A 26,402-nucleotide genomic window follows, 5' to 3' on the forward strand; every position below is an offset into this window, starting at 1 on the left:
GGATGCTCAGGCTGGGCAAGCGGGAATTCGGCACGCACGAGCCGGTGATCATGGCGATCGTGAACCGGACCCCCGACTCCTTCTACGACCAGGGGGCCACGTTCCAGGACGAGCCGGCACTCGCGCGGGTGGAGCAGGCGGTCGCCGAGGGGGCCGCGATCATCGACATCGGCGGGGTGAAGGCCGGGCCCGGCGAGGAGGTCACCGCCGATGAGGAGGCGCGGCGCACGGTGGGGTTCGTGGCCGAGGTGCGGCGGCGGTTCCCCGAGGTGATCATCAGCGTCGACACCTGGCGGCACGAGGTGGGGGAGGCCGTCTGCGAGGCCGGGGCGGATCTTCTGAACGACGCGTGGGGCGGGGTCGATCCGCGGCTGGCGGAGGTGGCGGCGCGGTACCGGGTGGGGCTGGTGTGCACGCACGCGGGTGGCTCCGAGCCTCGTACCCGCCCGCATCGGGTCGAGTACGACGACGTCATGGCCGACGTCCTGCGGGTGACCGTGGGGCTGGCCGAGCGGGCCGTGGCGCTGGGGGTGCCCCGGGAGTCCGTGATGATCGACCCCGGGCACGACTTCGGGAAGAACACGCGGCACAGCCTCGAGGCGACCCGGCGGCTCGGGGAGATGGTGGCCACGGGGTGGCCCGTGCTGGTGTCGCTGTCCAACAAGGACTTCGTGGGGGAGACGCTGGACAAGCCGGTGAAGGAGCGGGTGGTCGGGACGTTGGCGACCACGGCGGTGTCGGCGTGGCTGGGGGCGCAGGTGTACCGGGTGCATGAGGTGGCCGAGACGAAGCAGGTGCTCGACATGGTGGCGTCGATCGCCGGGCACCGGGCTCCGGCGGTTGCCCGGCGGGGGCTGGCGTAGGGGGCCTCGCCCGCTGCCCCGCCCCGCCCCGGCCCGTCCCGTCACCAGGGGCCGCGCCCCTTCGGCCCGCTTCTGGGGGCCGCGCCCCGGGAGAAGCGCGGGCTGAGCCCCCTGCTTCTCCCGGGGGGGTCTGTCAGCGGCCCGCCTCCTTCGAGACCAGGGCCACCGCCTCGTCCACGTCGTCGGTGACGTGGAACAGGGTCAGGTCCTTCTTCGCGGCCTTGCCCTCGGCCACGAGCGTGTGGGTGAGCCAGTCGACCAGGCCGCTCCAGTAGGACTCGCCGAAGAGGACGATCGGGAAGCGGGTGACCTTCTGGGTCTGGACGAGCGTGAGGGCCTCGAAGAGTTCGTCGAGGGTGCCGAGGCCGCCCGGCAGGACCACGAAGCCCTGGGCGTACTTGACGAACATCATCTTCCGGACGAAGAAGTAGCGGAAGTTGAGGCCGATGTCGACGTACGGGTTGAGGCCCTGCTCGAAGGGCAGCTCGATGCCGAGCCCGACGGAGGTGCCGCCGGCTTCGAGGGCGCCCCTGTTGGCCGCCTCCATGGCCCCGGGGCCGCCGCCGGTGATGACGGCGAAGCCGGCCTCCACGAGGCCGCGGCCGAGCCGGACGCCCGCCTCGTACTCGGGTGAGCCGGCCGGCGTCCGGGCGGAGCCGAAGACACTGATCGCGGGCGGGAGTTCGGCGAGCGTGCCGAATCCCTCGATGAACTCGGACTGGATGCGCAGGACCCGCCAGGGGTCGGTGTGGACCCAGTCCGAGGGGCCGCCCGCGTCCAGCAGCCGTTGGTCGGTCGTGCTCGCCTGCACCTGGGTGCGTCTGCGCAGCACCGGCCCGAGCCGCTGTTCCTCCGGTGGCTGGTTCCTGCCCTCGGGGTTGCCGGTCGCCATGTCCGCTCCCTCCGCCGTGCTGGTGGTTCGGTTCAGCGTAGATCCACGCGGGTTACGGGCGGGGGACGCAAGCGTGTCCGCCGCGATCCGCCACCGACGCGTTCCGATGCCCGCCGATATGCGCTGATTCATCTCCAGCGGTCCACCGGCCGAATCCCTTCGGTGCCTCACGCGGTGAGCCAGGCCCGCAGCCGCTCCTCCCCCGCCAGGATCTTCGCGGTCTCCACGCGTTCGTCCCGCTTGTGCGCCAAGTGCGGGTTCCCGGGGCCGTAGTTGACCGCGGGCACGCCGAGCGCGCTGAAGCGGGAGACGTCCGTCCAGCCGTACTTGGGCGAGGGGGTGCCGCCGACCGCCTCGATGAAGGCGGCGGCGGCCGGGTGGGAGAGGCCGGGCAGCGCGCCGGGGCTGTGGTCGTCGACCACGAACTCCTCGACGCCGCAGTCGGCGAACACCTCACGGACGTGGGCGACGGCCTCCTCCTCCGTACGGTCCGGCGCGTAACGGAAGTTGACCGTGACCACGCACTCGTCGGGGATGACGTTGCCGGCGACGCCGCCCGAGATGCCGACCGCGTTCAGGCCCTCGCGGTACTCCAGGCCGTCGATGACCGGGTAACGCGGCTTGTACTCGGCGAGACGGGCGAGAATCGGGGCGGCAGTGTGGATGGCGTTGGAGCCCATCCAGCCGCGGGCGGAGTGGGCGCGTTCGCCCTTCGTCCTCAGCAGGACCCGCAGGGTGCCCTGGCAGCCGCCCTCGACCTGGCCGTCGGAGGGCTCCAGGAGGACGGCGAAGTCGCCCTCCAGCCACTCGGGGTGCGCCTCGGAGATGTGCTTCAGGCCGTTCAGCTCGGCGGCGACCTCCTCGTTGTCGTAGAAGACGAAGGTCAGGTCGCGGTTCGGGGACGGCACCGTGGCCGCGATGCGCAGCTGGACCGCGACGCCGGCCTTCATGTCGCAGGTGCCGCAGCCCCACAGGACACCGTCCTCGTCGAGGCGGGAGGGGACGTTGTCGGCGATGGGCACGGTGTCGATGTGGCCGGCCAGGATCACCCGCTCCGCCCGCCCCAGCCGCGTACGGGCGACGACGTTGTTGCCGAAGCGCTCGACCGCGAGGTGCGGCAGGGCGCGCAACGCGGTCTCGATCGCGTCCGCGAGCGGCTTCTCGGTGCCGCTCTCGGAGGGGAAGTCGACGAGCTGCGCGGTCAGCCGCGCGGCGTCCAGCGTGAGGTCAATCGGGGTGTCGGCCATGTCCTCGACCCTAACGCGCCGCCCGTACGGTCCCGGCTGCCGACGGGTTCAGGCCGCCGGCGACGAGGTTGTCCACAACCCGGGCACGTTCGCATTACCCTCCAGTACCTTGTACGGCGTGCCAGAGTCGTACACCGTTTCTCCGCATCCCCGCCCCCGTCGCCGTGGGGGCTGCTTCCTGCGTTTCGCGGCGGCGTTCGTCGTGCTGCTCGCCCTGGGGGCGTATCTGACCATGCAGTATCTGACCGGGGGCAACGGCACACCGAAGTGCAAGGTGGTGTCGGCCGAGGACGAGAAGACGTCGTACGAGTTCACCCCCGAGCAGGCGGCGAACGCGGCGACGATCTCGGCCGTCGGCACCTCCCGCGGCCTGCCCGAGCGTGCCGTGACGATCGCGCTGGCGACCGCGCTCCAGGAGTCGGCCCTGCGCAACATCGCGCACGGCGACCGGGACTCCCTGGGGCTGTTCCAGCAGCGCCCGTCGCAGGGCTGGGGCACCGAGCGGCAGATCCAGGACCCCGTCTACGCGGCGGGCGAGTTCTACGAGCATCTGGTCAAGGTCGCGGACTACGAGGAGCTGCCGCTGACCGTGGCCGCCCAGCGGGTACAGCGCAGCGGCTATCCCGACGCCTACGCCAAGCACGAGCCGGACGCCACGCTGCTGGCCGCCGCGCTGACCGGCCGGGCGGCGGCCACGCTGACCTGCGAGGGGCGCCGGGAGGTGTCCGCCACGGCGTACGGCGGCGGCCCCGAGGCGGTGCGCAGCGCGCTCGCGCGGGACTTCGGGGACAAGATGTTCGAGACGGCCGGGGCCGTGGTGAAGTCCTCGCGTTCCGCCGCGTCCGCGACCGCCTCGGGTTCGACCGGTGCCCCGCCGGCGGCCGGGGCGACTCCGAGCCCGGCCGTCTCCGCCCTCACCATCCCCGTGTCGGACGCCGGAGGCGCCGGCGACATGCGGCGGCGCGGCTGGGAGCTGGCGCACTGGGCCGTCGCGAACTCCTCCCGGCTGGGTGTCGAGCGCGTCTCGTACGCCGGGCGGGAGTGGGTCGCCGAAGGCCGGGCCGGCGCGTGGCGCAAGGCCGTGGGGGCGGGATCCACGGCCGAGGTCCGCATCGTCACGGCACGGTAGAGGTCCGCTTCCGCCGGGGACGACCGGACGCCAGAGGTCCGCGTCGCCCCGGGGCGTCACGGTGCGGCGGGTCCGAATCGTCCCTGGACAGCAGGGCTCGACGCTCACCCGTCAGAGGCATGTGCGGCGCGTCGGGTGGACGGGGTGCCCGAGTCCCGGCCTGCTCACCCTTGTCTCTCCACACCCCTTGGGAGAGCGGAGCGGTAAGGATTCAGCACACAGTCGAACCGCGTGCCGTTCATCCTCTTTTGCACGCATTCGATAATGCGACGCATTGCCAACTCTTTACGTCGGGCCGCCGCAACCTTCGCGGACCTCGAGCGGTAATCACTGCGTCCGAGCCCGGGGTGACCCCATCAACTCCCGGGCGAGGTCGGACACTTCACCGTTCTCTTCCGTCAAAGGAGCACCATGTCCCTCCCCCTGACCCGCCGGATCGCCAATGCCGCGCTGCTGACCGCAGCGGGAGCGGCCTCCGTGGTCGGTGCGGCCGGCTCCGCGAGCGCGGCGCCCGAACTACCGGCCACCCCGGACCTGGGCGGTCTGTCCGCCGTGGACGGGGCGAACGCCGGCAGCACGGTTGACGGCGCGACGCAGAGCGTCACCGGCGTCGCGAGCAACGTCGGCGGCAAGGCGGCCAAGGAGACGCTGCCGACCGTGAGCAGGACCGGCGGGAAGGCCGCCAAGCAGACGGCGCCCGTCGCGCAGAAGACCGCCGGGGACGCCGCGGGCACCGCCGGGGCGGCCCTGGGTGACGCGGCCAAGGGCGCGACGAAGAGCGGGCTGCCGACGGACACGGTCACCAAGGGCGGGCTGCCGACGGACTCCGTCGCCAAGGGCGGGCTGCCGACGGACTCCGTCGCCAAGGGCGGGCTGCCGACGGACTCCGTCGCCAAGGGCGGGCTGCCGACGGGCAAGCTGCCGGTCAAGAGCCCGCTCGGCTGACACCTGGTCCAGCGTGCGAGGGGCCCGGGGGCTTCCCCGGGCCCTTTCGGCTGTGCGGCCGGAGCTATGCCCCGGTTGCTCCGGTCAGACGGGCCACCGCTGCCGCGACCCGCTCGTCCGTGGCCGTGAAGGCCACACGGACGTGGTGCTCGCCCGCGGGGCCGTAGAAGTCGCCGGGGGCCACGAGGATGCCCAGGCCGGCGAGGTGGGCGACCGTGCTCCAGCAGGACTCGTCCCGGGTGGCCCAGAGGTACAGGCTGGCCTCGCTGTGTTCGATGCGGAAGCCGTGGCGCTCCAGGGCGTCGCGGAGGGCGGCACGGCGGGCGGCGTAGCGGTCGCGCTGTTCGCGGACGTGGGCGTCGTCCCCGAGGGCGGCGACCACGGCGGCCTGGGTGGGGGCCGAGGTCATCATGCCGCCGTGCTTGCGGATCTGCAGGAGCGGGTTCAGGACGGCCGGGTCGCCCAGCAGGAAGGCCGCGCGGTAGCCCGCCAGGTTGGAGCGCTTGGAGAGGGAGTGGACGGCCACGATGCCGTCGTACGAGCCGCCGTTGACCTCCGGGTGCAGGACCGAGACGGGGTCCGCCTCCCAGCCCAGCTCCAGGTAGCACTCGTCGGAGAAGAGCAGGATGCCGTGCTCACGGGCCCAGGCCACGATCCGGGTCAGCTCCTCCTGGGAGAGGACCTTGCCGGTGGGGTTGGAGGGCGAGTTCAGCCAGAGGAGCTTCAGCCCCTCGGGGTCGAGCCTCGTCGGGTCGTCGTAGACCTCATGCTCGGCACGGGCGAGGCGGGCGCCCACCTCGTACGTCGGGTACGCGAGGCGCGGATACGCCACCCGGTCGCCGGGGCCGAGGCCGAGCTGGGTGGGGAGCCAGGCGACCAGTTCCTTGGAGCCGACGATCGGCAGGACGTGGCGGTGGGTGATCCCGCGGGCGCCGAGGCGGCGCTCGGCCCAGCCGGTGATCGCGTCACGCAGTTCGGGGGTGCCCCAGACGGTCGGGTAGCCCGGCGAGTCGGCCGCGGCCACCAGCGCCTTCTGGATCAGCTCGGGGACCGGGTCGACCGGGGTGCCCACGGAGAGGTCGACGATGCCGCCTGGGTGGGCGGCGGCCGTCGCCTTGTACGGCTCCAGCTTGTCCCAGGGGAAGGTGGGGAGACGATCGCTGACTGCGGACACGGGATCTGGCTCACTTTCTCGTACGTACGTTCCCGTGCGCCGAGGGCGCAGCGTACGCACTGCTCGTACGGCGAACGCCTCGGTCCCGTACGGCGATCATGGTGATCGGACCGTACGGGACCGAGGCGGCGCTGGACGCGGGCCGCCGGCCGGGCGGGCCCGCGGCGTCACTGCCTCAGGCCTGCGGCGGCAGGGCGGCGATGAAGGGGTGGTCGCGCTCGATCAGGCCGAGCTTGCTCGCACCGCCCGGGGAGCCGAGCTCGTCGAAGAACTCGACGTTCGCCTTGTAGTAGTCCTTCCACTCCTCCGGAGTGTCGTCCTCGTAGAAGATCGCCTCGACCGGGCAGACCGGCTCACAGGCGCCGCAGTCGACGCATTCATCCGGGTGGATGTAGAGGGACCGCTGACCCTCGTAGATGCAGTCGACCGGGCACTCCTCGATGCACGCCTTGTCCTTGACGTCGACACAAGGCTGCGCGATGACGTAGGTCACGCTGTCGTTCCTCCTCGATAGGGCGCTGGCGGGCCTCCTCAGGCTCCGCCGCCTGGCGCGCGGGAGCGCGGCGTCGTCGATGCCCGCACCTAGTATCTCCGTTCCTGGGCATGATCCGAACAGGAGGGGTGAACTGACCTGTGGAAATCTCTGCCGGTGGACGTCTCGAGATCCGCGTTTCCGCCGCTGACGTGGGAAAACGCGTTTCGGTGCGGCGCGTTGCCGAGGATGCCGCCGCGGGTCGGAAATTCACCGACACGGTCGGTGTTCTCACATCATGGGACGACGGCGTGCTGCTGATCACCCGCAGGGACGGGGAACGCGTACGGATCGAGGAGTCCTCGCTGGTGGCGGGGAAGGTGGTGCCCGCCGCGCCCGCCCGCCGGCGGGGACCCGCGGCCTCGTACGAGGAACTGGCGCGTGTCTCGGCGCGGGCCTGGCAGCCGGTCGAGCGGGAGTCGCTCGGCGGGTGGGAGCTGCGGGCCGCCTCCGGCTTCACCCGGCGCGCCAACTCGGTGCTGCCCCTCGGTGATCCCGGCATACCCCTGGACGAGGCTCTGACGGCCGTACGCGGCTGGTACGCGGCCCGGGGGCTGCCCGCGTACATACAGCTGGCCACGGGCGGCGAGGGCACCCAGGAGCTGCTCTGCGCGGCGGTGGAGGAGCGCGGGTGGAGCCGGGAGGTGACCGCCGAGCTGTGGATCGGGGCCCTCGCGCCGGTCGCGGACCGGGAGGCACCCGGTGTGCGGCTGTCCCGGACGGCGGACGAGGCGTGGCTGAGCCGCTACCAGCGCAAGGGCGTGAGCGAGGTCGCGCTGAAGGTGCTCGGCAGCGGGCCCTCGGTGTGGTTCGCGACGGTGCCGGCGGCCGAGGGGGCCCCGCCGGCGGCGATCGGGCGGTGCGTCGTGGACGGGCGGTGGGCCGGTTTCGCGGCCGTGGAGGTCGATCCTGCGCGGCGCCGGGAGGGGCTGGCGACGACCGTGATGGCCGCGCTGGCCCGGCGGGCGCTGGACGAGGGGGCCTCGGCGGGCTGGCTCCAGGTGGAGACGGACAACGCGGCGGCGCGGGCGCTGTACGCGGGCATGGGCTTCGCGGCGCACCACGCGTACCACCACTATCGGGCGCCCGAGGAGGCCGGTGACCGGGCCGGCTTCGGTGGCGATTCCGCGGGTTCCGGTTCCGAGTCGTATCGATCGTCATGAGCGGGCAGCACCCTGACATGCGTGCCCCACTTCCTCCGGAGCCGGAGCGGGCCGCTGAGGTCCGACGGCGGTTCGCCGCGGAGGCTCGGGCCGAGCGGCCCGATCTCGCCACGCTCTGCCTGCTCGTGGGGGCCGCGGGCGACGGGGCCCTGGACGACGACGGCCTCGACGCCGCGCAGATCGAACTCGACCGGCTCGCGGGGCTGCTGCCGTACCGTCCCGGAGGTCCGCGGGCGTGGGCGCTCGCGCTGGCGGGGCTGCTCGGGGACCGGTGCGGGTTCCGCGGCTCCGCCGCGGACTACCAGCGGCTGGAGTCGTCGTTGCTCCACCGGGTGCTGGACCGGCGGCGGGGGCTGCCGATCCTGCTGTCCGTGGTGTGGACGGAGGTGGCCCGGCGGGCGGGGGCCCCGGTGTACGGCGTCGCGCTGCCCGGGCACTTCGTCGTGGGTTTCGGGCCCGCCGAGGAGCAGGTGCTGGCGGATCCGTTCGACGGGGGGCGGGTGCTCACCGGGAGCGATGCGAGGACGCTGGTCGCGGGCGCGACGGGGGGTCCGCTGGAGCCGGGGATGCTGCGGCCGGCCGATCCGCTGGACGTCGTGCTGAGGGTCCTGAACAACGTGCGGGCGTGGGCCGCCGCCCGGCCGGAGCGGTCGGACGTGGCGTTGTGGGCGATCGAGCTGTCGCTGGCGCTGCCCTCGCGTCCGGCCAGGTTGCGGTACGAGTGGGCGCGGTTGCTGGTGCAGCGGGGGGAGTTTCTGCGCGGGGCCGCCGAGTTGGAGGCGTACGCGGATGTGGTGGCCGGGGTGGACGAGAGCGCGGCGGAGCGGGTGCGGCGGCAGGCGGGGGCGGCTCGGGCGCGGTTGAACTAGTAGGGCCTGTCGTTTGGATCACGCCTGGACCTCGGGGCGCGGCACGCACACCGGCGGCGTGCGCGCGCTCACCGCGGGTCCCGGGGCGGTGGACGGCTGCGGGTGCGTTGTGGCTGGTCCCGCGGTTCCCCGCGCCCCTGACTCGGCTGCCCTGGACGGTGTTCTCCGTGCGCCGCCCCGTCACCGGGCAGTCTCCTGCGGGCGGAGAGACAGCGGGGCGACAGACGCGGAGGGGGCACCCGGTGTGCCTCCGGGTGCCCCCTCCGCGTCGTGCTCCGTCAGGTCGGGTTGGTGTCGATCACGGCGACCCTGTCGGTCTTGCTCTTCAGGGCCAGGCGGAGGGCGCCGTAGACGTCCTTGGCGTTGACCGGGGTCTTGTCGCCGTTGGCCCGGGTGATCAGGACGCCGTCGAAGGTGCCGCCGTACAGCTCCTCCAGGGCCTTCTCGTCGTAGGAGTCGACGAGCTTGCCGTCGACGGCCTTGACGGTGAGGAACTTCCACAGGGAGTTCTCGGGGCTCAGCTTGACGCTGTGCGCGGCGTCCGTCTGCACGGTGACGATGGCGGACATCGCCGGCTGCGCGAAGTCCTTCATGAACCGGTCGACCTCGGCCTTGCCGACCGACGGCTCCCTGGCCGTGGTCGGGAGGCTCACGGCGGGGGCCGTACCCGTCTCGACCTGGGTGCGGTAGGCCTCCTCGACGGCGTCGGACGACTGGTCGACGGCGATGCCCTTGCCGGACTTGCCGTAGACGGCGACGGCCTTGCCCGGCTCGTACTTCACGGTGCCGTCGCTCGCCGAGCCGGAGCTGCCCGCGGCGCGCTCCAGCGCGGCCCGGAGCTTCTCCTCGTCGACGGGCATGACGGGCTCGACGACCCGCTTCTGCCCGAAGAGGGATCCGATCACGGAGACCGGGTTGTAGTCGCTGACGGCGGCGACACGGACCGTGTCCTGCATGTCGAACTGGAGACCGGCCTGGTCCGGCCGGAGGGTGACCGTGTCGCCGTCGACCGCGAGCTTCAGCTCCTTGTTCATATGGTCGGCGAAGGCCTGGTCCAGCTTGTTGACCGCCTCGTCGCGGGTGCCGCCGCCGATGTCGACGCCGAGGACGGTGGTGCCCTTGGGGACGTCGGAGTGGTTCATGAGGAGACCGGCGCCGTACACACCGCCGGCGAGGACGACCACGCCGCCGCCGAGGAGTGCCAGCTTGCTGCGGCCCTTCTTCTTGGCCGGCTTGGCGGCCTTCGCGGCCTTGCCCCCGCCGGGCTTCTGCTGCTGCGTACCGGGGTCGGGCAGCTTCGGCGGGGTGTGCCGGGTCGCGCCGTCGACGCCGTCCGGGCCGAAGGGGGCGCCCTGTATGCCCGGGGGTACGACGGGGATGCCGCTGGTCAGGGTGTGCCCGGACGGGTTGTCCAGAGAGCCGGGGCCGCCGTGGCCGGGGGTGCCGGACTCGCCGGCGGGACGCTGCGGGGTGAGCACCGCGGTGTCGTCACTGAGGCCGCCGCCGGGGTGGGCGTAGTCCGCGCCGACCGGGGAGGTGAAGTCGGCGGCGGCACCGAAGGGGTCGTTCGGGGTCGCGGGCGGGCCGAGGGGGCTGTCGCCGGTGACGGGGCCTCCGGTGGGGCCCGCCGGGCCGGAGGGGCCGGAGGGGCCGCGCCCGGTGCCGTTGCCCGAGAAGTACGGCAGGTCCTCGCGGTCGGACGTGGCGGCGGCGAGCGCGGCCGACACGTCGAAGGAGCCGGTGCCGCCGCCGTGGCCGGGAGCCACCGGTCCGGCGCTGGTGGCACCGGGGAGCCCGGCACCGTTCGTACCGCCGGGCCGGGGGGCGCCGCTCGCGCCGGGGCGGGGGCCGCCGGGCTGGGCGGAGGGGGCGCCGGGCGGCCTGCCTGCGCCGTTGCCACCGCCGGGGCGGGTGGCCGGGCCGCCGGTCACGGCCGCCGTTCCGGCGGAGAACCCGGCGCCGTTGGTGCCACCGCCGCCGGGGGCCTTGCCCGCGGGGGAGCTCTTGCGTGGCGCGAACCAGTCGCTCGCCGGCTTGTCGTCGGCCGCCTGGGACGGCTCCGGCGCGGGGGCCGGGGTGTCCGTCAGCACGGGCATGGCGGTGGCGCCGGTGGTCTCCGACTCGGAGCCGGCGTCGTCCGCCGCGCTCTCGCCGTCACCGACCGGCTTGCGCACGACGACCGGCGGGATCGGCCGGGACCCGGGGATGTTGATCCGGACCCGCGTCGTCAGTGTGGTCTCGGTCTTGGGGCCGTCCGGCCGCTCGCCTGCGGCCGACCGGGCCGCTTCGGCACCGGCCTCGGTGGCCATGGGTGTGCCGTACGGCGGTGTCCCCGACGGGTACGCGGTGCTGCCGCGCCCATTGGCCCCGGAGGACGAAGTGTCAGTTTCACGACTCAAGGCAGGTTCTCCCGGTTTGCTCCGCCGCCCGTCACGACCTCAACTCAGCGGGCAGCTCGGCGGCGCGCACCACCATACTGGCCACTTCCGGCGCGTATCCCACGACCGCGTGGGAAACCCACACGGGACCCGCACCCCCCGACTGCGGCGAACTGGTACGTCACTTCCCAAGTCGGGCGTCGGACCCGGCCGGTTGCCGCCCCCGTCCAAGGGTGGCGCACATCACAGCCACAGCCATGCCGCCGAGCAGGAAGAGATACGAGCCGACTCCCGCGGCGAAGAGGAAGTCGCCCTCCGGCCGGGTGGAGGTCAGCAGGACCACGGAGATCATCCAGCCGGCGGCCGGCGCAACGGCCCCCGCCCTGCCGCCCGTCACGCGGGCGCCACCCAGGAAGAGCCCGGCCGCGCCGATCAGCGCGAGCAGCAATCCGAGGGGGAACCAGGCTGCTTGGGCGAGCCCCCCGGCCACTCCGGTCACGGCTCCCAGCAGGAGGAGTCCCAGGTAGGCGGCGCTCCGCCCGAGCGAGGGCAGGCTCAACGGCTGAGCGAGCATGCTGCCTTGTCCGCCCGCGGGCGGCCGGGTCGGCTTCATCGCGTGCCCGCCTCTCGGTGGCAGCGCGGCCACGCCACTCGTTCGTCATACACAGTCGTACGCATCACAGGCCCGTTCCGTTCCGGACTCCCTCGACGGACCTGCCGGGAATCCCTTCGAACAAGTCGCTCTCCCTGCTCCCGCCTTCGCGTCTGCCGCGCACCAACTCGTAGTACTCGGTGGCCAGGAGGGGCTGCGCCAGCTCGTTGGAGAGGGCGAAGTAGGGTTCGGCGACCTCGACCTGGGTGGCATGGGCGCGCATCGCGGCCGCCTTCGCCGCCGCGAAGCCGGTTCCGTCGATCTCGGTGGTGACGATGTGGTCGTCCACCACTCCCGGCACATCGGCGACGGCCGCGGCCCGCTCGAAGGGGAGCCGTCCCGGCTCGGCGAGGTCGCGGCGGAGTCGGGCGAAGGCCTCGACGATCACCCCGCGCGGGACCCGGTTCCAGTAGACCTTGGCGATCTCCCACGGGGCGCCCAGGTCGGGGCGGAAGCCGGGGTCGGCGCCGAGGTCGGCGGCGCGCATGGCGACGCGGTGGGCCTGGATGTGGTCGGGGTGGCCGTACCCGCCGTCCGGGTCGTAGGTCACGAGGACCTGGGGGCGTACCTCGCGGATGATCTCCACGAGGTGGCCGGCGGCCTCGTCGACGTCGGCGGACCAGAAGGCGCCGGGCCGCTCGTTCTGCTCGACGCCCATCATCCCGGAGTCGCGGTAGCGGCCGGGGCCGCCGAGGAAGCGGTGGTCGGTGACGCCGAGCTCCTTCATGGCCTCGGCCAGCTCACCCACCCGGTAGGGGCCCAGGGCGTCGTCGCGGTCGGGTGCGAGATGCGCGAGGTGGGGCGGGATGACCTCGCCCTCCTCGCCGAGGGTGCAGGTCACCAGCGTCACCCGCGCTCCCTCGGCCGCGTACTTGGCCATGGTCGCGCCGTTGTTGATCGACTCGTCGTCCGGGTGCGCGTGCACCAGGAGCAGTCGGCGAGCGGGCAGATCGGTCATGGGCCCACCCTACGAGGCCCCGGTGCGTGCCCGTGCGGGGCACGGACAGTCACGGGGACGGGCGCGAGGGCGGGCCCGGGGTCGGTCGTGAGGTCTCAGAACTTGATGCTGCCGATCATGCCCGCGATGTTGGTGGTCAGCTCGCTGATCGTCGGCGCGATGGTCGAGGAGGCGAGGTAGAACCCGAGCAGGATGCAGATGATCGCGTGTGGTGCCTTCAGCCCTGATTTCTTGATCAGGATGAAGACGATGATCGCCAGCAGCACCACCGCCGAAATCGAGAGTGCCACGGCGGCTCACCTCCAAAAAGTTCCCTGGGACCTGGGGAGTGAAGCAGTTGTCGAACGGCGACGGTGAGGATGTCGCCGGACGATGACGCGGGTGACGCAGTTGTGAATCCGTACAGCAGCCAGCAGGTTCATACCCACTCGGCGCTAGTGATCATAACTATCCAAACGCGCGCATCGATCGGCGCACGGCCGCACAAGGGGGCGCATGGCCAATATGGTCGGGGGATGACGACCGAGCCCGAGTCCTTCCCCCGTCGGCACGCGCGGACACAGCGTTTCAGTCTCGGCGCGCCGCGTGCGTTCTCCGTCGCTCCCGATGGTTCCCGTGTCGTGTTCCTGCGGTCCTCGTCCGGTACCGACCGGGCCAACAAGCTGTGGGTACTGGACCTTCCGGACGGCGCCGAGAGGGTGGCGGCCGACCCTCAGGCGCTGCTGCACGGTTCCTCCGAGGAGTTGTCCGCCGAGGAGCGGGCGCGCCGTGAGCGCAGCCGTGAGGGCGGCGCCGGAATCGTCGGCTACGCCACCGACGCGGCCGTGGAGTTGGCGTCTTTCGCCTTGTCAGGGCGGCTCTTCGTGGCGGAACTGCGGGCCGGTACGGCCCGTGGACTCGATGTGCCGGGACCGGTGATCGACCCACGCCCCTCCCCCGACGGCCGGTACGTCGCGTATGTCACCCGCGGCACGCTGCGGGTGGTGGAGGCGGAGGGCGGCAACGACCGGGCGCTCACCGAGGAGGGGGCGGCGAACGTCACCCACGGTCTGGCGGAGTTCATCGCGGCCGAGGAGATGGGCCGTTCACGTGGTTTCTGGTGGTCGCCCGACTCGGACCGGCTGCTCGTGTCGCGCGTGGACGACACGCCGGTGCGCCGCTGGTGGATCTCGGACCCCGCGCAGCCGGAAAGGGACCCGCGGCAGGTGGCGTATCCGGCGGCCGGCACCGCCAACGCGGAGGTACGGCTCTTCGTGACCGACCTCTCCGGGACGCGCACGGAGGTCGTGTGGGACCGGGCACGCTACCCGTATCTGGCGCATGTGCACTGGTCAGCCGCGGGTGCGCCGCTGCTTCTCGTCCAGGCGCGGGACCAGCGCAGCCAGCTTTTCCTGGCGGTGGACCCGGACACCGGGGCGACCCGGATGGTGCACGCCGACGAAGATCCACATTGGCTGGATCTTTTCCCCGGGGTGCCGTCGTGGAGTCCGTCCGGGCAGCTCGTGCGTGTCGCGGACGAGGGCGGCGCGCGGGTGCTGGCCGTGGGCGAGCGCCCGCTGACGGGGCCGCAGTTGCACATCCGGGCGGTGCTGGACGTGTCCGACGACGATGTGCTGGTCTCGGCGTCCGCGGGCGAGGCGGCCGCCGAGCCGGAGATCGGCGAGGTGCACGTCTACCGCGTGAACGAACTGGGAGTGGAGCGGGTCTCCGAGGAGCCCGGGGTGCACTCGGCGGTGCGCTCCGGCGGTGTGACCGTCCTCGTCTCCGCCGTGCCGGACCGGGCGGGGGCCCAGGTGCGGGTGGTGCGGGAGGGCAAGCAGGTGGCGGTCGTGGCGACTTGCGCGGAAGATCCCGGTCTGTCCCCGCGCGTGCGGTTCACGCAAGGGGGCGCACGCCGCGTACCGTGCGCCCTGCTTATGCCGAGCGACTACGACGGCGTCACACCCCTCCCCGTCCTCATGGACCCCTACGGCGGTCCGCACGGCCCCCGGGTGCTGGCGGCGCACAACGCGCACCTCACCTCGCAGTGGTTCGCCGACCAGGGTTTCGCGGTGGTGGTCGCCGACGGGCGCGGCACACCGGGCCGCTCCCCCGCCTGGGAGAAGGCGATCGACGGCGACTTCACCCTCTCCCTGGACGACCAGGTGGACGCGCTGCACGACCTCGCCCGGTCGCATCCCCTGGATCTGTCGCGGGTGGCGATCCGCGGCTGGTCGTTCGGCGGCTGGCTGGCCGCCCTGGCCGTCCTGCGCCGCCCGGACGTCTTCCACGCCGGTATCGCGGGCGCCCCGGTGACCGACTGGCGGCTGTACGACACGCACTACACGGAGCGGTACCTCGGCGACCCGGACGCGGGGCCGGACGCGTACGCGCGCAGTTCGCTGGTGACGGCGGACGGCGGGCTCTCCTCGCCCGCGCTGCCGCACCGCCCGCTGATGATCGTGCACGGCACGGCGGACGACAACGTCGTCTTCGCCCACGCGCTGCGGCTGTCCTCCGCGCTCCTCGCGGCCGGCCGGCCGCACGAGGTGCTGCCGCTCTCCGGGGTCACGCACATGACCCCGCAGGAGCAGGTGGCGGAGAACCTGCTGCTGCTCCAGGTGGACTTCCTGAAGCGGTCGTTGGGCCCGGCGTAGCGCCGGCGGGAGCGGGCACGGCAACGGGCCGGGGCGACATGGCGCGCCCCGGCCCGTTTACGGCACCCGCACGGCCGTACGCTGTTCAGCTTCGCGCGTCCGTATATCGGAACGACGTCAGCCAAGTTGCCTGCGTGTTAACGCACTTGGTGTGTGTTTGTGTGGTTATCCGGCTCCCTTGGTGTGATCGTCCAGGGGTTCCTCCGGCGGTACGACCTGCTTCTCCTCCGCGAAGTGGCAGGCGGAGTCATGGGCGGCCGGGCCCGCGGTGTGCCGGAACTCCTCCGGTACCGCGAGCGGCGGCACCTCCCGCGCGCACCTCTCGCGGGCCTTCCAGCAGCGCGTGCGGAAGCGGCACCCGGACGGGATGTTCGTCGGGGAGGGCACGTCGCCGAAGAGGATGATCCGCTCGCGGTGTTCCCGGGCCTCGGGGTCGGGGACGGGCACGGCGGACAGCAGCGCCTGGGTGTAGGGGTGGGTGGGGTGGTCGTAGATCTCGGCGTCGCGGCCGATCTCGACGATCCGGCCCAGGTACATCACGCCCACCCGGTCGGAGATGTGCCGCACGATCGACAGGTCGTGGGCGATGAAGACGTAGCTCAGCCCGAACTCCCCCTGGAGCCGCTCCAGCAGGTTGATCACCTGGGCCTGGACGGACACGTCGAGCGCGGAGACCGGTTCGTCGGCCACGATGATCTCGGGGCGGAGCGCCAGCCCGCGGGCGATCCCGATGCGCTGGCGCTGGCCGCCGGAGAACTGGTGCGGATAGCGGTTGAGGTACTCGGGGTTGAGGCCGACCACGTCGAGGAGTTCCTGCACCTTGCGCCGCCGGTCGCCCTTGGGGGCGACCTCGGGGTGGATGTCGTAGGGCTCGCCGATGATGTCGCCGACGGTCATCCGGGGGTTGAGGGAGGTGTAGGGGTCCTGGAAGACCATCTGGATGTTGCGGCGGACCGCCTTCAGGGCCCTGCCGGAGAGCTTGGTGATGTCCTCGCCCTTGTACTTGATCGTCCCGGCCGTCGGCCGCTCCAGATTGACCAGCATCTTGGCCACCGTGGACTTGCCGCAGCCGGACTCGCCGACGATACCGAGGGTCTCCCCCGCGCCCAGCGTGAAGTCCACCCCGTCGACGGCCTTGACCGCGCCGACCTGCTTCTTGAGCAGAATGCCCCGGGTCAGCGGGAAGTGCTTGACCAGTCCGCTGACCTCCAGGATCGGCTCAACCGTCGGTACGGCCATCGGCTCGGTCATCGACTCGGTCATCGAGGCACTCCCTCCAGAAGTGGCAGGCGCTCACCCGGGTCCCGTCCGACGGGGTCACGTCGTACAGCGGCGGTACGTCGGTGCGGCACACGTCGCGGGCCATCGGGCAGCGCGGGTGGAAGGCGCAACCGGGCGGGATGGCGGTGAGGTTGGGCGGGAGGCCCTTGATGGCGTAGAGCTCCTTGCCCTTGTGGTGCAGTCGCGGGATGGAGTCGAGCAGACCGCGGGTGTACGGGTGGGCCGGCGCCTTGTAGATGTCGTGGACGGGGGCGGACTCCACGATGCGGCCGGCGTACATGACGGCGATGCGGTCGGCGACGTCCGCGACGACGCCGAGGTCGTGGGTGATGAGGATCAGGCCCATGTCCAGCTCGCGCCGCAGTTCCGCGAGGAGTTCCATGACCTGGGCCTGGACGGTGACGTCGAGGGCCGTCGTCGGTTCGTCGGCGATGATCAGGGAGGGCTCCAGGGCCAGCGCCATCGCGATCATGATGCGCTGGCGCATCCCCCCGGAGAACTGGTGGGGGTAGTCCCGTACGCGTTCCTTCGCGGCCGGGATGCGGACCCGGTCCATCAGCTCGACGGCCCTGGCCCGGGCGTCCTTCTTCGACATGCCCCGGTGGACGACGAACATCTCGCCGAGCTGGTCGCCGACGCTCAGCACGGGGTTCAGGGCGGAGAGCGCGTCCTGGAAGATCATCGCCATCTCGGCGCCGCGGACCTTCCGGCGTTCGTCCTCCTTCAGCTTCAGCAGGTCCCGGCCCTTGAAGAGGATCTCGCCGCCGGTGATCCGTCCCGGCGGCATGTCGAGGATCCCCATGATCGCCTGCGCGGTGACCGACTTCCCTGACCCGGACTCCCCCAGCACCGCGAGTGTCTGCCCCGAGTCCACCGCGTACTCGACCCCGTTGACCGCCTTGGCGATCCCGTCCCGTGTCCTGAACTCCACCCGGAGATCACGCACTTCGAGCAGCATGACGACGGCTCACCTCAGCTTCGGGTCGAGGGCGTCGCGGACCGCGTCGCCGAGCATGATGAACGCCAGGACGGTGAGCGCGAGGGCTCCGGAGGGCCACAGCAGGGCGTGCGGTGCGTTGCGGATGTACGGCGAGGCGGCGGAGATGTCGATGCCCCAGGAGACGCTCGGCGGTTTCAGGCCGACACCGAGGTAGGACAGGGTGGCCTCCAGGGCGATGTACGTACCGAGCGCGATGGTGGCGACGACGATGACCGGGGCCACGGCGTTCGGGGTGATGTGCCGCAGCAGCAGACGGGAGTTGGAGGCGCCGAGGGCGCGGGCGGCCTGGACGTAGTCGTTCTGCTTGGCGGTGATGACGGCACCGCGGGCGATGCGGGAGATCTGCGGCCAGCCCAGCAGCACCATGAACCCGATCACCGGCCAGATGCTGTTGCTGGTGACCACCGACAGCAGCACCAGCCCGCCGAGCACCACCGGGATCGCGAAGAAGACGTCGGTGATCCGCGACAGGAACGAGTCGGAGATCCCGCCGAAGAAGCCGGCGAGCCCGCCGAGCACCGACCCCAGGAGCGCGACCCCGAGTGTGGCGCAGACGCCGACGGCGATCGAGATCCGCGCCCCGTACACGGTCCGCGTGTACACGTCGCACCCCTGGCCGTCGAACCCGAACGGGTGTCCGGGCTGCGAGCCCTGCTGGGCCTTGGAGAGGTCGCACTTGAGGGGGTTGCCGGAGGCGATCAGCGACGGCCACAGGGAGATGACGACCAGGAAGAGGATCACGAGTCCCGAGATGATGAAGACGGGGTTGCGGCGCAGATCGCGCCAGGCGTCCGACCAGAGGCTGCGGGGCTTGGCGCCCGGTCCGCCGCCGTCCGGTCCCGGCCTCTTCTCCAGTGACTCCCCCTCGGTGGTCGCCAGGTCCATGGCGCCGCCCATGCCGGTCGCGGCGATCGCCCCGTCCTCGGCGGCGCGCCCTCCGCCGGAGACATGCGGCTGCTGCGGCTCAGGCATAGCGGATCCTCGGGTCGAGTACGGCGTAGAGGAGGTCGACGAGCAGGTTGGCGAGGAGGAACACCAGCACGAGCACGGTCACGAAGCCGACGACGGTCTGGGTGTTCTGGCGGAGGATGCCCTGGTAGAGCTGGTAGCCGACGCCGTGGATGTTGAAGATCCGCTCGGTGACGATGGCACCGCCCATCAGGGCGCCGATGTCCGTGCCGATGAAGGTGACCACCGGGATCAGGGAGTTCCGCAGCAGGTGCTTGCGGATCACCCGGTGCCGGGGCAGGCCCTTCGCGACGGCGGTGCGGACGTAGTCGCCACGGGCGTTCTCCGCGATCGACGTACGGGTCAGCCGGGTGACGTAGGCGAGGGAGACCGAGGCGAGGACGAGGCCGGGGACGATCAGCTCGTCGAAGGGGGCGTCGGAGGAGACCGACGGGCGGATCCAGCCCCACTCCACGCCGAGCAGCAGCTGGAGCAGCAGACCGGTGACGAAGGTGGGGACGGAGATGACGACGAGGGTGGTCAGCAGGACCCCCGTGTCGACGGGCCGGCCGCGCCGCAGACCGGTGACGACACCGAGCGTGATGCCGATGACGATCTCGAAGAGGATCGCCACGATCGTCAGCCGGATGGTGACCGGGAAGGCGGAGGCCATCAGCTCGGTGACCTCCTGCCCGTTGAACGCGGTGCCGAAGTCGCCGGTGAAGACGTTGCCCATGTACGTCAGGTATTGCTGCCACACGGGCTTGTCCAGGCCGAACTCCCTGCGGAGCTGGGCGGCCGTCGCCGGGTCGCACTCCCGGTCGCCGCACAGGCCCGCGATGGGGTCGCCCATCACGTTCACCATCAGGAAGATCAGGAGGGTGGCGCCCACGAAGACCGGGATCATCTGCAGCAGGCGCCGGATCACATACCGTCCCATGCGGACTCCGGGGGTAGTGGGCGGGCGCCGGGGCGCCCGCCCGGGCGGCTCAGCCGACCTTGATCTGGTCGTACACCGGCACGCTGAACGGGTTCAGGGCCACGTTGGACAGCCGCTCGGAGTAGCCCGCGCTGCCGTTCTGGTACCAGAGCGGGATGGCGGCCATGTTGTCCCGGACGACCTCCTCGGCCTGCTGGAACTTCTCCACGGCCTTCGCCGTGTCCTCCTCGGCGTTGGCCTCGTCGACGAGCTTGTCGAAGTCGGCGTTGGACCACTTGCCGTCGTTGGAGGAGGCGTTGGTGTAGTAGAGCGGCTGGAGGAAGTTCTGGATGAGCGGGTAGTCCATCTGCCAGCCCGCGCGGAACGGGCCGCTCATCTTCCGCTGGGTGATCTGGTTGCGGTAGTCGGCGAAGGTGCCGACCGGGTTGCCGACGCACGCCTTGTCGTTGTCCAGGGCGTTGTTGATGGAGTTGCAGACGGCGTCGACCCACTGCTTGTGGGAGCCGGTGTCCGCGTTGTACGTGATCTTGACCTGTCCGCCGGGGAGCCCGCCGCCCTCCTGGATCAGCTTCTTCGCCGCGTCCGCGTCGTACTCGCAGGCGTCACCGCACAGGCCCTTCTTGTAGCCGCCGTCCTCGCCGAGGACCGGTGAGGTCCAGTCGGTGGCGGGGGTACGGGTCTTCTGGAAGATGGTGTCGGTGATCTGCTCGCGGTCGATCGCGCGGGACAGGCCCTCGCGGACCTTCTCCGCGCCGGGCTTGTCCCACGCCTCGTCGTAGAACGGGAAGGACAGCGTCTGGATGATGCCGGCCGGGGTGTTGATGTACCGGTCACCGAGGTCGGCCTTGACGTTCTTGAGCTGGGCGGCCGGGACGTCGTCGACGAGGTCGAGGTTGCCGGCCATCAGGTCGGTGTACGCGGTGTTGTTGTCCGTGTAGACCTTCAGGTCCACGCCGCCGTTCTGGGCCTTGTCCTCGCCCGGGTAGTCGTCCCACTTGCGGACGGAGAGCTGCGAGCCCTTGGTGTAGGAGTCGACGGCGTACGGGCCGTTGCCGACGGGTTTGGCCAGCCAGGCGTCGTGGTCGGTGAAGAACGACTGGGGCAGCGGGACGTAGGCGTTGTAGCCGAGGGTGTCGGGGAACGTGGAGAACTTCTGCGTCAGGGCGACGGTGAAGGTCCTGTCGTCGACCACCTTCAGGCCCGAGAGGGTGTCGGCGGACTGCTTGCTGCCGTCGTCCGGGTGGATCTTGTCGTAGCCCTGGATGTACTCGAAGAAGTACGCGTTCTTCTGGTTGTTCTTCAGGCTCGCCCCGTAGTTCCACGCGTCGACGAACGACTTGGCGGTGACCTTCTCGCCGTTGCTGAAGGTCCAGCCGTCCTTGATGGTGATCGTGAAGTTCTGCGAGTCCGTCGTCTCGATCTTCTCGGCGAGCATGTCCTCGGCCGCGCCGGTCTTGGCGTCGTACCGCTTCAGCCCGCGGAAGATCATGTCCAGCACCTTGCCGCCCTGCACCTCGTTGGTGTTGGCCGGTTCCAGCGGGTTCTGCGGATCACCCCATGAGGAGCTGAGCACCGCGCCGCTGTCACCGCCGCCGCTGCCGCCGCCGTCGTCGCTCCCACCGCCACAGCCTGTCGCGGCGAGCGCGACGACCGCCGTGCCGGCAATCCATCGGGCGTGCGTGGCTCCACGCATGGGGTGCCTCCTCGTACGTGCGCGAGTGCGCTCAGGGCAGCGCGGGCGCGCTGATCCTTTACCGGCCAATATCGACCGATAACACGCAGGACGCACATCACGCGGCCCGTCCGGGGGAACGCGTCCAGCCGGATGTACTCACCCATGGCCTCCGGGGCCCTTCCGGCGGATCTCCGCGGCGTCGCGGCCCCCGCACGCCCTCTCGCCGCACCACGGCCGGGGTGAGTCATGTCTGCGCGCCCACCCGCCGGGCACTGCCGGTGCGAAGGGGCTGCGAAGAATCTTCAGGGCCGAGGCAACGATCTTGCCCGCCCATGGACTCTATGGGTCATCAAGGAGGTGCCCATGGGGGATCAGAAGAAGACTCGGGACGAGGAGTTCCAGGGCTTCGTCATCGGCTGCTGGCCGCGGTTGCTGCGTACGGCCTTCCTCCTCTCCGGTGAACAACATGCCGCGGAGGACCTGGTTCAGTCCACGCTGGAACAGGCGTACCTGGCATGGCGCCGCGTCTGCTCGGCCGATGAGCCCGAAGCGTACGTACGGCGCATGATGATCAACGCACATGCCCGCAGGCATCGCAGACGTCTCAAAGAGTTTCTGTGGGCCAAAGGCGACTCCGACCTCGCGCACGAACCGCGCGACACCGGCGACCCGATCGGCCAGGCCGACAACCGCAGCACGCTGCTCAAGGCACTCGGTCAACTACCGCCACGCCAGCGGCAGGCGGTGGTCCTCCGCTACTGGGAGGACCTGACCGAAACGCAGACGGCGCAAGCCATGGGCTGCTCGGTGGGAGCGGTGAAGAGCAACTCGGCCAAGGGAATCGCGAAGCTACGTGCTGTGCCAGGCCTGGATGAAGCGTTGACGAGCGAAGGGCGGAAGTGATGAACGCGGGCGGGCAGGAGAACCACGACATGACCCACAGGGACATCTCCCTCCTTCTGGCGGACGCCGCGGACGAGGTCGAGATCGGGATGGCCCCGGTCCACGTGATGCTTCGCAACGGCCGACGCCTCAGAACCCGCCGCTGGGCGGTGGCGGCAGCCGCGGCCCTGGTGCTCGCGGGCACAACGGCGTCGCTCGCGGTGACGGGGCCGCAGGAAGGAGACGGGAGGCGAGGCGCACCGGTGGCGACACAGGCGCCGACGCCCGAGGAGCGGAACGTGAACTCCGCCCGTCGGACCGTGCTGGGGAGCGGAACCGTCCAGGGCGAGCAATGGCAGGTGTTCATCGACGTGTGGGATGCACCGCGCGACGAGGCGGAGGCCCGTGCCCAGTTGGCGGCGATGAAAGAGAGCAAGGAGAACCCCGGAGTTGACCGGCCGGCCGAACTGATCGGCAAGAAGGCGTTCTTCGTGTGGCGGAGCGTGGGGGGCAAGAGCAACATCACGGTGTTGGACGTGTTCACAGAGGAGTCCACCCAGTCTGGCACCGACATCCAGTCCTTCTCCTTCGAGCTGGAAGGTCCCGAGAGTCCTTTCCACCTGGTCATCGGCCACGTGGCCAGGACTGCCCAGCGCGTCACCTGCACCTGGAAGGACGGCACGGCCACCGAAGTCCGGCGAGCCACCGCAGGGCGGGGCGCTGTCGGCGGGGAACCCGGGATCCGGTCGGCCGCGGGGTCCCCCGTGGACTGGTTCGTGTGCCTGGCGCCGAAGGGCAAGGCATACCTGTCGGCGGACGTCACTGAGTAGCAGGATGGGAGTTCCGGGGCCCTCGGCTCCGAGGCGGTCTCAAGCCGATGGCCGACTCTGCGCGTCGCCCCCGACTGCTGCGCGTCGCCCCACGCTCCGCGACCCCTTTCGTGCCTTCAGGCCCGCTGACAACGAAAGTCCGGGCGCAGAGTTCTCCGACTCCGCGCCCGGACTCCCGGTCAACCAGTTGTCAGTCCTTGCCGAGCTTCTTCCCCGTCTCGGCTTCCTGCTCCAGCGCCTTCAGCGCCGGGTCGAGCACGACGTCCTCGGCGCGGGCCTCCGTCGTCGGCTCCTCCGGGAAGTGGCAGGCCGTCAGATGGCCGTCGCGGTTCCCGGAGAGCTGCACCAGCGGCGGCTCCTCCGTGGCGCACTTGTCCTGCGCCTTCCAGCACCGGGTGCGGAAGCGGCAGCCGGACGGCGGCGAGATCGGCGAGGGAACGTCACCGTAGAGCCGGATCCGCTCCTTGCCGTTGCCCTCCTCGCCCTCCACCGTGACCTCGGGGACGGCCGAGAGCAGGGCGTGGGTGTAGGGGTGCCGGGGACGGTTGTAGATCGAGTCCCGGTCGCCGACCTCGACCACCTTGCCGAGGTACATCACCGCGACACGCTGCGAGAAGTGCCGCACGATCGCGAGGTCGTGGGCGATGAACACGAAGGCGATGCCCAGTTCCTGCTGCACCTTCTGCAGCAGGTTCACCACCTGCGCCTGGATGGACACGTCCAGCGCGGAGACCGGCTCGTCGGCGACGATCAGCTTCGGGTTGAGGGCGAGGGCCCGGGCCACGCCGATGCGCTGCCGCTGACCGCCGGAGAACTCGTGCGGGAAGCGGTTGTAGTGCTCCGGGTTGAGGCCCACGAGCTCCAGCAGCTCACGGACCTTCTTCTCCCGGCCGCCCTCCGGCTCGATCCCGTTGACCTCCATCGGCGCCTTGATGATCGTGCCGACCGTCTGCCGCGGGTTGAGCGAGGAGTACGGGTCCTGGAAGATCATCTGGATCTCGGACCGTACGGGGGCGAGCTGCCTGCGCGAGGCGTGCGTGATGTCCTGGCCCGCGTAGGTGACGGAGCCGCCGGTGGGCTCCAGAAGGCGCGTGATGAGCCGGCCGGTGGTCGACTTGCCGCAGCCGGACTCGCCGACCAGGCCCACGCTCTCGCCGACGCCGACGGTCAGATCGACGCCGTCGACCGCCTGGACGGCGCCGACCTTCCGTTTGATCGGGAAGCCACCGTAGATCGGGAAGTGCTTGGTCAGCCCCTTGACCTCGAGGAGGGGTTCCCTGGCGGTGTCGACGGGGCCCTGCTGTGCGGGGAGGGTGAGGTTGTCGCTCATGTCTCGGTTCTCCCTAGCGCAGCCTGGGCTGGATCTTGTCGATGAAGATGGTCTGCTTCTGCTCGGCCGTCAGATGACAGGCGGCGGCGCGACCATCGGCGAGCGGCGGTCGCTCGTCGGTGCAGAGGGTGCCCGGCACCTCGCTCTTGAAGGCGCAGCGCGGGTTGAAAGGACAACCCGAGGGCGGGTTGAGCAGCGACGGCGGGCTGCCCGGGATCGGCGTCAGCGCCTGGTGGATGTCGCTGTCCAGCCGGGGCATCGAGCTCAGCAGACCCCAGGTGTACGGGTGCCGCGGGTCGCCGAGCACCTCCTTCACGCTGCCACGTTCCACGGCCCTGCCCGCGTACATCACCAGCAGGTCGTCGGCCATCTGCGAGATGACGCCGAGATCGTGGGTGATGAAGATGATCGCGGAGCCGAACTCCTGCTGAAGGTCCTTCAGCAGGTCCAGGATCTGTGCCTGGACCGTCACGTCCAGTGCGGTGGTCGGTTCGTCGGCGATGAGCAGGGCGGGGTCGCACATCAGCGCCATGGCGATCATCGCGCGCTGGCGCATACCGCCGGAGAACTGGTGCGGGTAGTCGTCGAAGCGCACCTTGGGCTGCGGGATGCCGACCTTCTCCAGCATCTGGACGGCGCGGTCCCGAGCCTCCTTCTTGGAGGCTCCCGTGTGCTTCATGTACGGCTCGGACAGCTGCCGGCCCACCGTGTAGTACGGCGAGAGCGCCGTCAGCGGGTCCTGGAAGATCATCGCCATCTTGTTGCCGCGGAGCTTCTCCAGCTCGTTCTCACGGGCGGTGACGAGTTCCTGGCCCTCCAGCAGGATCTCGCCGTCGATCGTGGCGAACTGCGGGTTGTGCAGACCGAGGATGGTCAGGTTCGTCACGGACTTGCCGGAACCCGACTCACCGACGATGCCGAGGGTCTTCCCCCGCTCCAGGTCGAAGCTGAGCCCGTCGACGGCCTTGACGACGCCGTCCTCGGTCTTGAACCGGACCCGCAGGTCGCGCACGGAGAGAAAGGCCCCGGCGTCGGCCGAGGAGGGAGCCCCCGATTCCTTGGTCAGAGTGGTCACAGAAAGCTCCTAGGACAGCCGCACGCGCGGGTCGATGAAGGCGTAGCACGCGTCGACGATGATGTTGAACAGAAGGATCATGGCGGCCGAGAACAGCATCACACCGAGCAGCAGGGGCAGGTCGCTGAAGTTCACGGCCTCCACCGCCAGCATGCCGAGACCCGGCAGGCCGAAGGTGTACTCGGTGATGATCGCGCCACCCAGCAGCGCCCCGATGTCGATTCCGAAGATCGTGACGATCGGGATGAGGGAACCGCGCCAGGCGTAGCGGAAGAAGACGTAACTCCGGGACATGCCCTTCGCACGGGCCGTCCGGACGTGCTCCTCCTGGAGCTGCTCGATCATCGACGAACGCGCCATACGAGTGTACTGAGCGGCGAAGATCGTCGAGAGCACGGCCCAGGGAAGTACGAGACCGGTGAACCAAGCGGCGGGGTTCTCGGTGAGGTTCGTGTACTTGGGCTGGTCGAACAGGTGCAACTGGAAGACGAGGATGGCTATCGCGAGCGGGCCGAGGAAGTAGATCTGCATGGAGCTCAGAACCATGGAACCCGCGGTGAACGTCTTGTCGATGATCGTGCCACGCTTCCACGCGGCGATCAGGCCCGCGCCGAGGCCGACGACCAGGAAGAGGATCGCGGCACCGATGGCCAGCGAGATCGTGGTCGGCAGGCGGTCGATGAGCGTCGACCAGACGTTTTCCTTCGTGTGGTACGAGTAGCCGAAGCAGGGCGCCGGGCAGGGGCCCTGGGCGAAGTCGTCGCGGCCCATGATCAGGCCGCTCAGGAAGATCCAGAACTGCTCCGGGATCGACTTGTCGATGCCGAGCGTCTGGTGGATGTTGGCCAGCGCGTCCGGAGTGCAGGTCTTGCCGCACATCAGCAGCGCCGGATCACGTGGCATGCCGAAGAAGAGCAGGAACGCGACCACGGTCAGCAGGACCAGGATCACGGCGGAGCCGAGAGTCCGGCGGAGGATGAAGCGCAGCATCAGAAAGCAGCTT

At 70.8% G+C, this 26,402-nt stretch carries 24 protein-coding genes; 8 read left to right on the forward strand and 16 right to left on the reverse strand.

All coding sequences use genetic code 11. The features are described from left to right. Positions 1-2: 2 nt before the first annotated feature. A complete protein-coding gene (gene folP / locus AC067N_RS36540; RefSeq protein ID WP_478683254.1) occupies positions 3-863 on the forward strand; it encodes a dihydropteroate synthase in 861 nt (286 codons plus the stop codon). Between the two features lie 133 nt (positions 864-996). On the opposite strand, the gene AC067N_RS36545 is transcribed toward folP, so the two are convergent. Together AC067N_RS36545 and dapE are read right to left on the reverse strand one after the other, a co-directional pair. Next, positions 997-1,755 carry an LOG family protein gene (locus AC067N_RS36545; protein ID WP_478683255.1) on the reverse strand — a complete coding sequence of 253 codons (759 nt, stop codon included), beginning with the start codon at positions 1,753-1,755 and terminating at the stop codon, positions 997-999. Between the two features lie 167 nt (positions 1,756-1,922). Beyond that, entirely contained in the window at positions 1,923-3,002 is a 1,080-nt protein-coding gene (gene dapE / locus AC067N_RS36550) for a succinyl-diaminopimelate desuccinylase (protein ID WP_478683256.1), read from the reverse strand. 118 nt (positions 3,003-3,120) lie between these two features. Here dapE and AC067N_RS36555 point away from each other — a divergent pair, with 118 nt between their 5' ends. Together AC067N_RS36555 and AC067N_RS36560 are read left to right on the forward strand one after the other, a co-directional pair. Continuing rightward, positions 3,121-4,131, forward strand: a complete 1,011-nt coding sequence (locus AC067N_RS36555; RefSeq protein ID WP_478683257.1) for a VldE C-terminal domain-containing protein — start codon at positions 3,121-3,123, stop codon at positions 4,129-4,131. A gap of 411 nt (positions 4,132-4,542) precedes the next feature. After that, positions 4,543-5,076: an ATP-binding protein gene (locus tag AC067N_RS36560; RefSeq protein ID WP_478683258.1), complete on the forward strand. Its 534-nt coding sequence runs from the start codon at positions 4,543-4,545 to the stop codon at positions 5,074-5,076. A gap of 64 nt (positions 5,077-5,140) precedes the next feature. Here the strand turns inward: AC067N_RS36560 and AC067N_RS36565 are convergent, their stop codons facing one another. Then, positions 5,141-6,250 (reverse strand): bifunctional succinyldiaminopimelate transaminase/glutamate-prephenate aminotransferase, encoded by a 1,110-nt coding sequence (locus tag AC067N_RS36565; RefSeq protein ID WP_478683259.1) that lies wholly within the window; start codon positions 6,248-6,250, stop codon positions 5,141-5,143. A gap of 175 nt (positions 6,251-6,425) precedes the next feature. Then, on the reverse strand, positions 6,426-6,743 hold the full coding sequence (gene fdxA, locus AC067N_RS36570) for a ferredoxin (protein WP_004926152.1): 318 nt from the start codon (positions 6,741-6,743) through the stop codon (positions 6,426-6,428). Positions 6,744-6,883: 140 nt separating this feature from the next. Between fdxA and AC067N_RS36575 the strand changes: the two genes are divergently transcribed. Further along, positions 6,884-7,945 carry a GNAT family N-acetyltransferase gene (locus AC067N_RS36575; RefSeq protein WP_478683260.1) on the forward strand — a complete coding sequence of 354 codons (1,062 nt, stop codon included), beginning with the start codon at positions 6,884-6,886 and terminating at the stop codon, positions 7,943-7,945. Between the two features lie 17 nt (positions 7,946-7,962). After that, positions 7,963-8,814 (forward strand): transglutaminase-like and tetratricopeptide repeat-containing protein, encoded by an 852-nt coding sequence (locus tag AC067N_RS36580; RefSeq protein ID WP_478683261.1) that lies wholly within the window; start codon positions 7,963-7,965, stop codon positions 8,812-8,814. A gap of 278 nt (positions 8,815-9,092) precedes the next feature. On the opposite strand, the gene AC067N_RS36585 is transcribed toward AC067N_RS36580, so the two are convergent. The 4 genes from AC067N_RS36585 to AC067N_RS36600 all read right to left on the reverse strand — a co-directional run bounded on the left by AC067N_RS36585 (position 9,093) and on the right by AC067N_RS36600 (position 13,092). Continuing rightward, positions 9,093-11,213, reverse strand: a complete 2,121-nt coding sequence (locus tag AC067N_RS36585) for a hypothetical protein (protein WP_478683262.1) — start codon at positions 11,211-11,213, stop codon at positions 9,093-9,095. A 160-nt stretch (positions 11,214-11,373) separates the two neighbouring features. Beyond that, positions 11,374-11,766, reverse strand: coding sequence for a DUF6113 family protein (locus AC067N_RS36590; RefSeq protein WP_478683263.1), 393 nt, complete (start codon positions 11,764-11,766; stop codon positions 11,374-11,376). 103 nt (positions 11,767-11,869) lie between these two features. After that, positions 11,870-12,802, reverse strand: a complete 933-nt coding sequence (mshB, locus tag AC067N_RS36595; protein ID WP_478683264.1) for an N-acetyl-1-D-myo-inositol-2-amino-2-deoxy-alpha-D-glucopyranoside deacetylase — start codon at positions 12,800-12,802, stop codon at positions 11,870-11,872. A gap of 95 nt (positions 12,803-12,897) precedes the next feature. Then, complete coding sequence (locus AC067N_RS36600; protein WP_005480627.1) at positions 12,898-13,092, reverse strand: hypothetical protein; 195 nt, start codon at positions 13,090-13,092, stop codon at positions 12,898-12,900. Between the two features lie 225 nt (positions 13,093-13,317). Here AC067N_RS36600 and AC067N_RS36605 point away from each other — a divergent pair, with 225 nt between their 5' ends. Continuing rightward, positions 13,318-15,438, forward strand: coding sequence for a prolyl oligopeptidase family serine peptidase (locus AC067N_RS36605; protein WP_478683265.1), 2,121 nt, complete (start codon positions 13,318-13,320; stop codon positions 15,436-15,438). Positions 15,439-15,603: 165 nt separating this feature from the next. Here AC067N_RS36605 and AC067N_RS36610 read toward each other — a convergent pair whose 3' ends face one another. The 5 genes from AC067N_RS36610 to AC067N_RS36630 are packed head-to-tail and all read right to left on the reverse strand — an operon-like array spanning position 15,604 to position 21,300. After that, positions 15,604-16,701, reverse strand: coding sequence for an ABC transporter ATP-binding protein (locus AC067N_RS36610; RefSeq protein WP_478683266.1), 1,098 nt, complete (start codon positions 16,699-16,701; stop codon positions 15,604-15,606). Continuing rightward, on the reverse strand, positions 16,658-17,677 hold the full coding sequence (locus AC067N_RS36615) for an ABC transporter ATP-binding protein (RefSeq protein WP_478683267.1): 1,020 nt from the start codon (positions 17,675-17,677) through the stop codon (positions 16,658-16,660). Before AC067N_RS36615 ends, AC067N_RS36610 begins: the two co-directional genes overlap by 44 nt. Positions 17,678-17,686: 9 nt before the next feature. Beyond that, a complete protein-coding gene (locus AC067N_RS36620; protein WP_478683268.1) occupies positions 17,687-18,691 on the reverse strand; it encodes an ABC transporter permease in 1,005 nt (334 codons plus the stop codon). Continuing rightward, entirely contained in the window at positions 18,684-19,607 is a 924-nt protein-coding gene (locus AC067N_RS36625) for an ABC transporter permease (protein WP_478683269.1), read from the reverse strand. The genes AC067N_RS36620 and AC067N_RS36625 overlap by 8 nt, the downstream gene beginning before the upstream one ends. A 49-nt stretch (positions 19,608-19,656) precedes the next feature. After that, on the reverse strand, positions 19,657-21,300 hold the full coding sequence (locus AC067N_RS36630; RefSeq protein ID WP_478683270.1) for a peptide ABC transporter substrate-binding protein: 1,644 nt from the start codon (positions 21,298-21,300) through the stop codon (positions 19,657-19,659). 345 nt (positions 21,301-21,645) lie between these two features. Here AC067N_RS36630 and AC067N_RS36635 point away from each other — a divergent pair, with 345 nt between their 5' ends. Further along, a complete protein-coding gene (locus tag AC067N_RS36635) occupies positions 21,646-22,185 on the forward strand; it encodes a SigE family RNA polymerase sigma factor (RefSeq protein ID WP_478683271.1) in 540 nt (179 codons plus the stop codon). Between the two features lie 29 nt (positions 22,186-22,214). Further along, positions 22,215-22,994 (forward strand): hypothetical protein, encoded by a 780-nt coding sequence (locus tag AC067N_RS36640; protein ID WP_478683272.1) that lies wholly within the window; start codon positions 22,215-22,217, stop codon positions 22,992-22,994. A 190-nt stretch (positions 22,995-23,184) separates the two neighbouring features. On the opposite strand, the gene AC067N_RS36645 is transcribed toward AC067N_RS36640, so the two are convergent. From AC067N_RS36645 to AC067N_RS36655, 3 genes are read right to left on the reverse strand one after another with little or no spacing between them, the layout of a single operon-like run. Then, complete coding sequence (locus AC067N_RS36645) at positions 23,185-24,324, reverse strand: ABC transporter ATP-binding protein (RefSeq protein ID WP_478683273.1); 1,140 nt, start codon at positions 24,322-24,324, stop codon at positions 23,185-23,187. A gap of 13 nt (positions 24,325-24,337) precedes the next feature. Beyond that, positions 24,338-25,399 carry an ABC transporter ATP-binding protein gene (locus tag AC067N_RS36650; RefSeq protein ID WP_478683274.1) on the reverse strand — a complete coding sequence of 354 codons (1,062 nt, stop codon included), beginning with the start codon at positions 25,397-25,399 and terminating at the stop codon, positions 24,338-24,340. Between the two features lie 9 nt (positions 25,400-25,408). Beyond that, a complete protein-coding gene (locus AC067N_RS36655) occupies positions 25,409-26,389 on the reverse strand; it encodes an ABC transporter permease (RefSeq protein ID WP_478683275.1) in 981 nt (326 codons plus the stop codon). Between the last annotated feature and the right edge of the window lie 13 nt (positions 26,390-26,402).

The organism is Streptomyces sp. NPDC042364 (genome assembly GCF_056437585.1).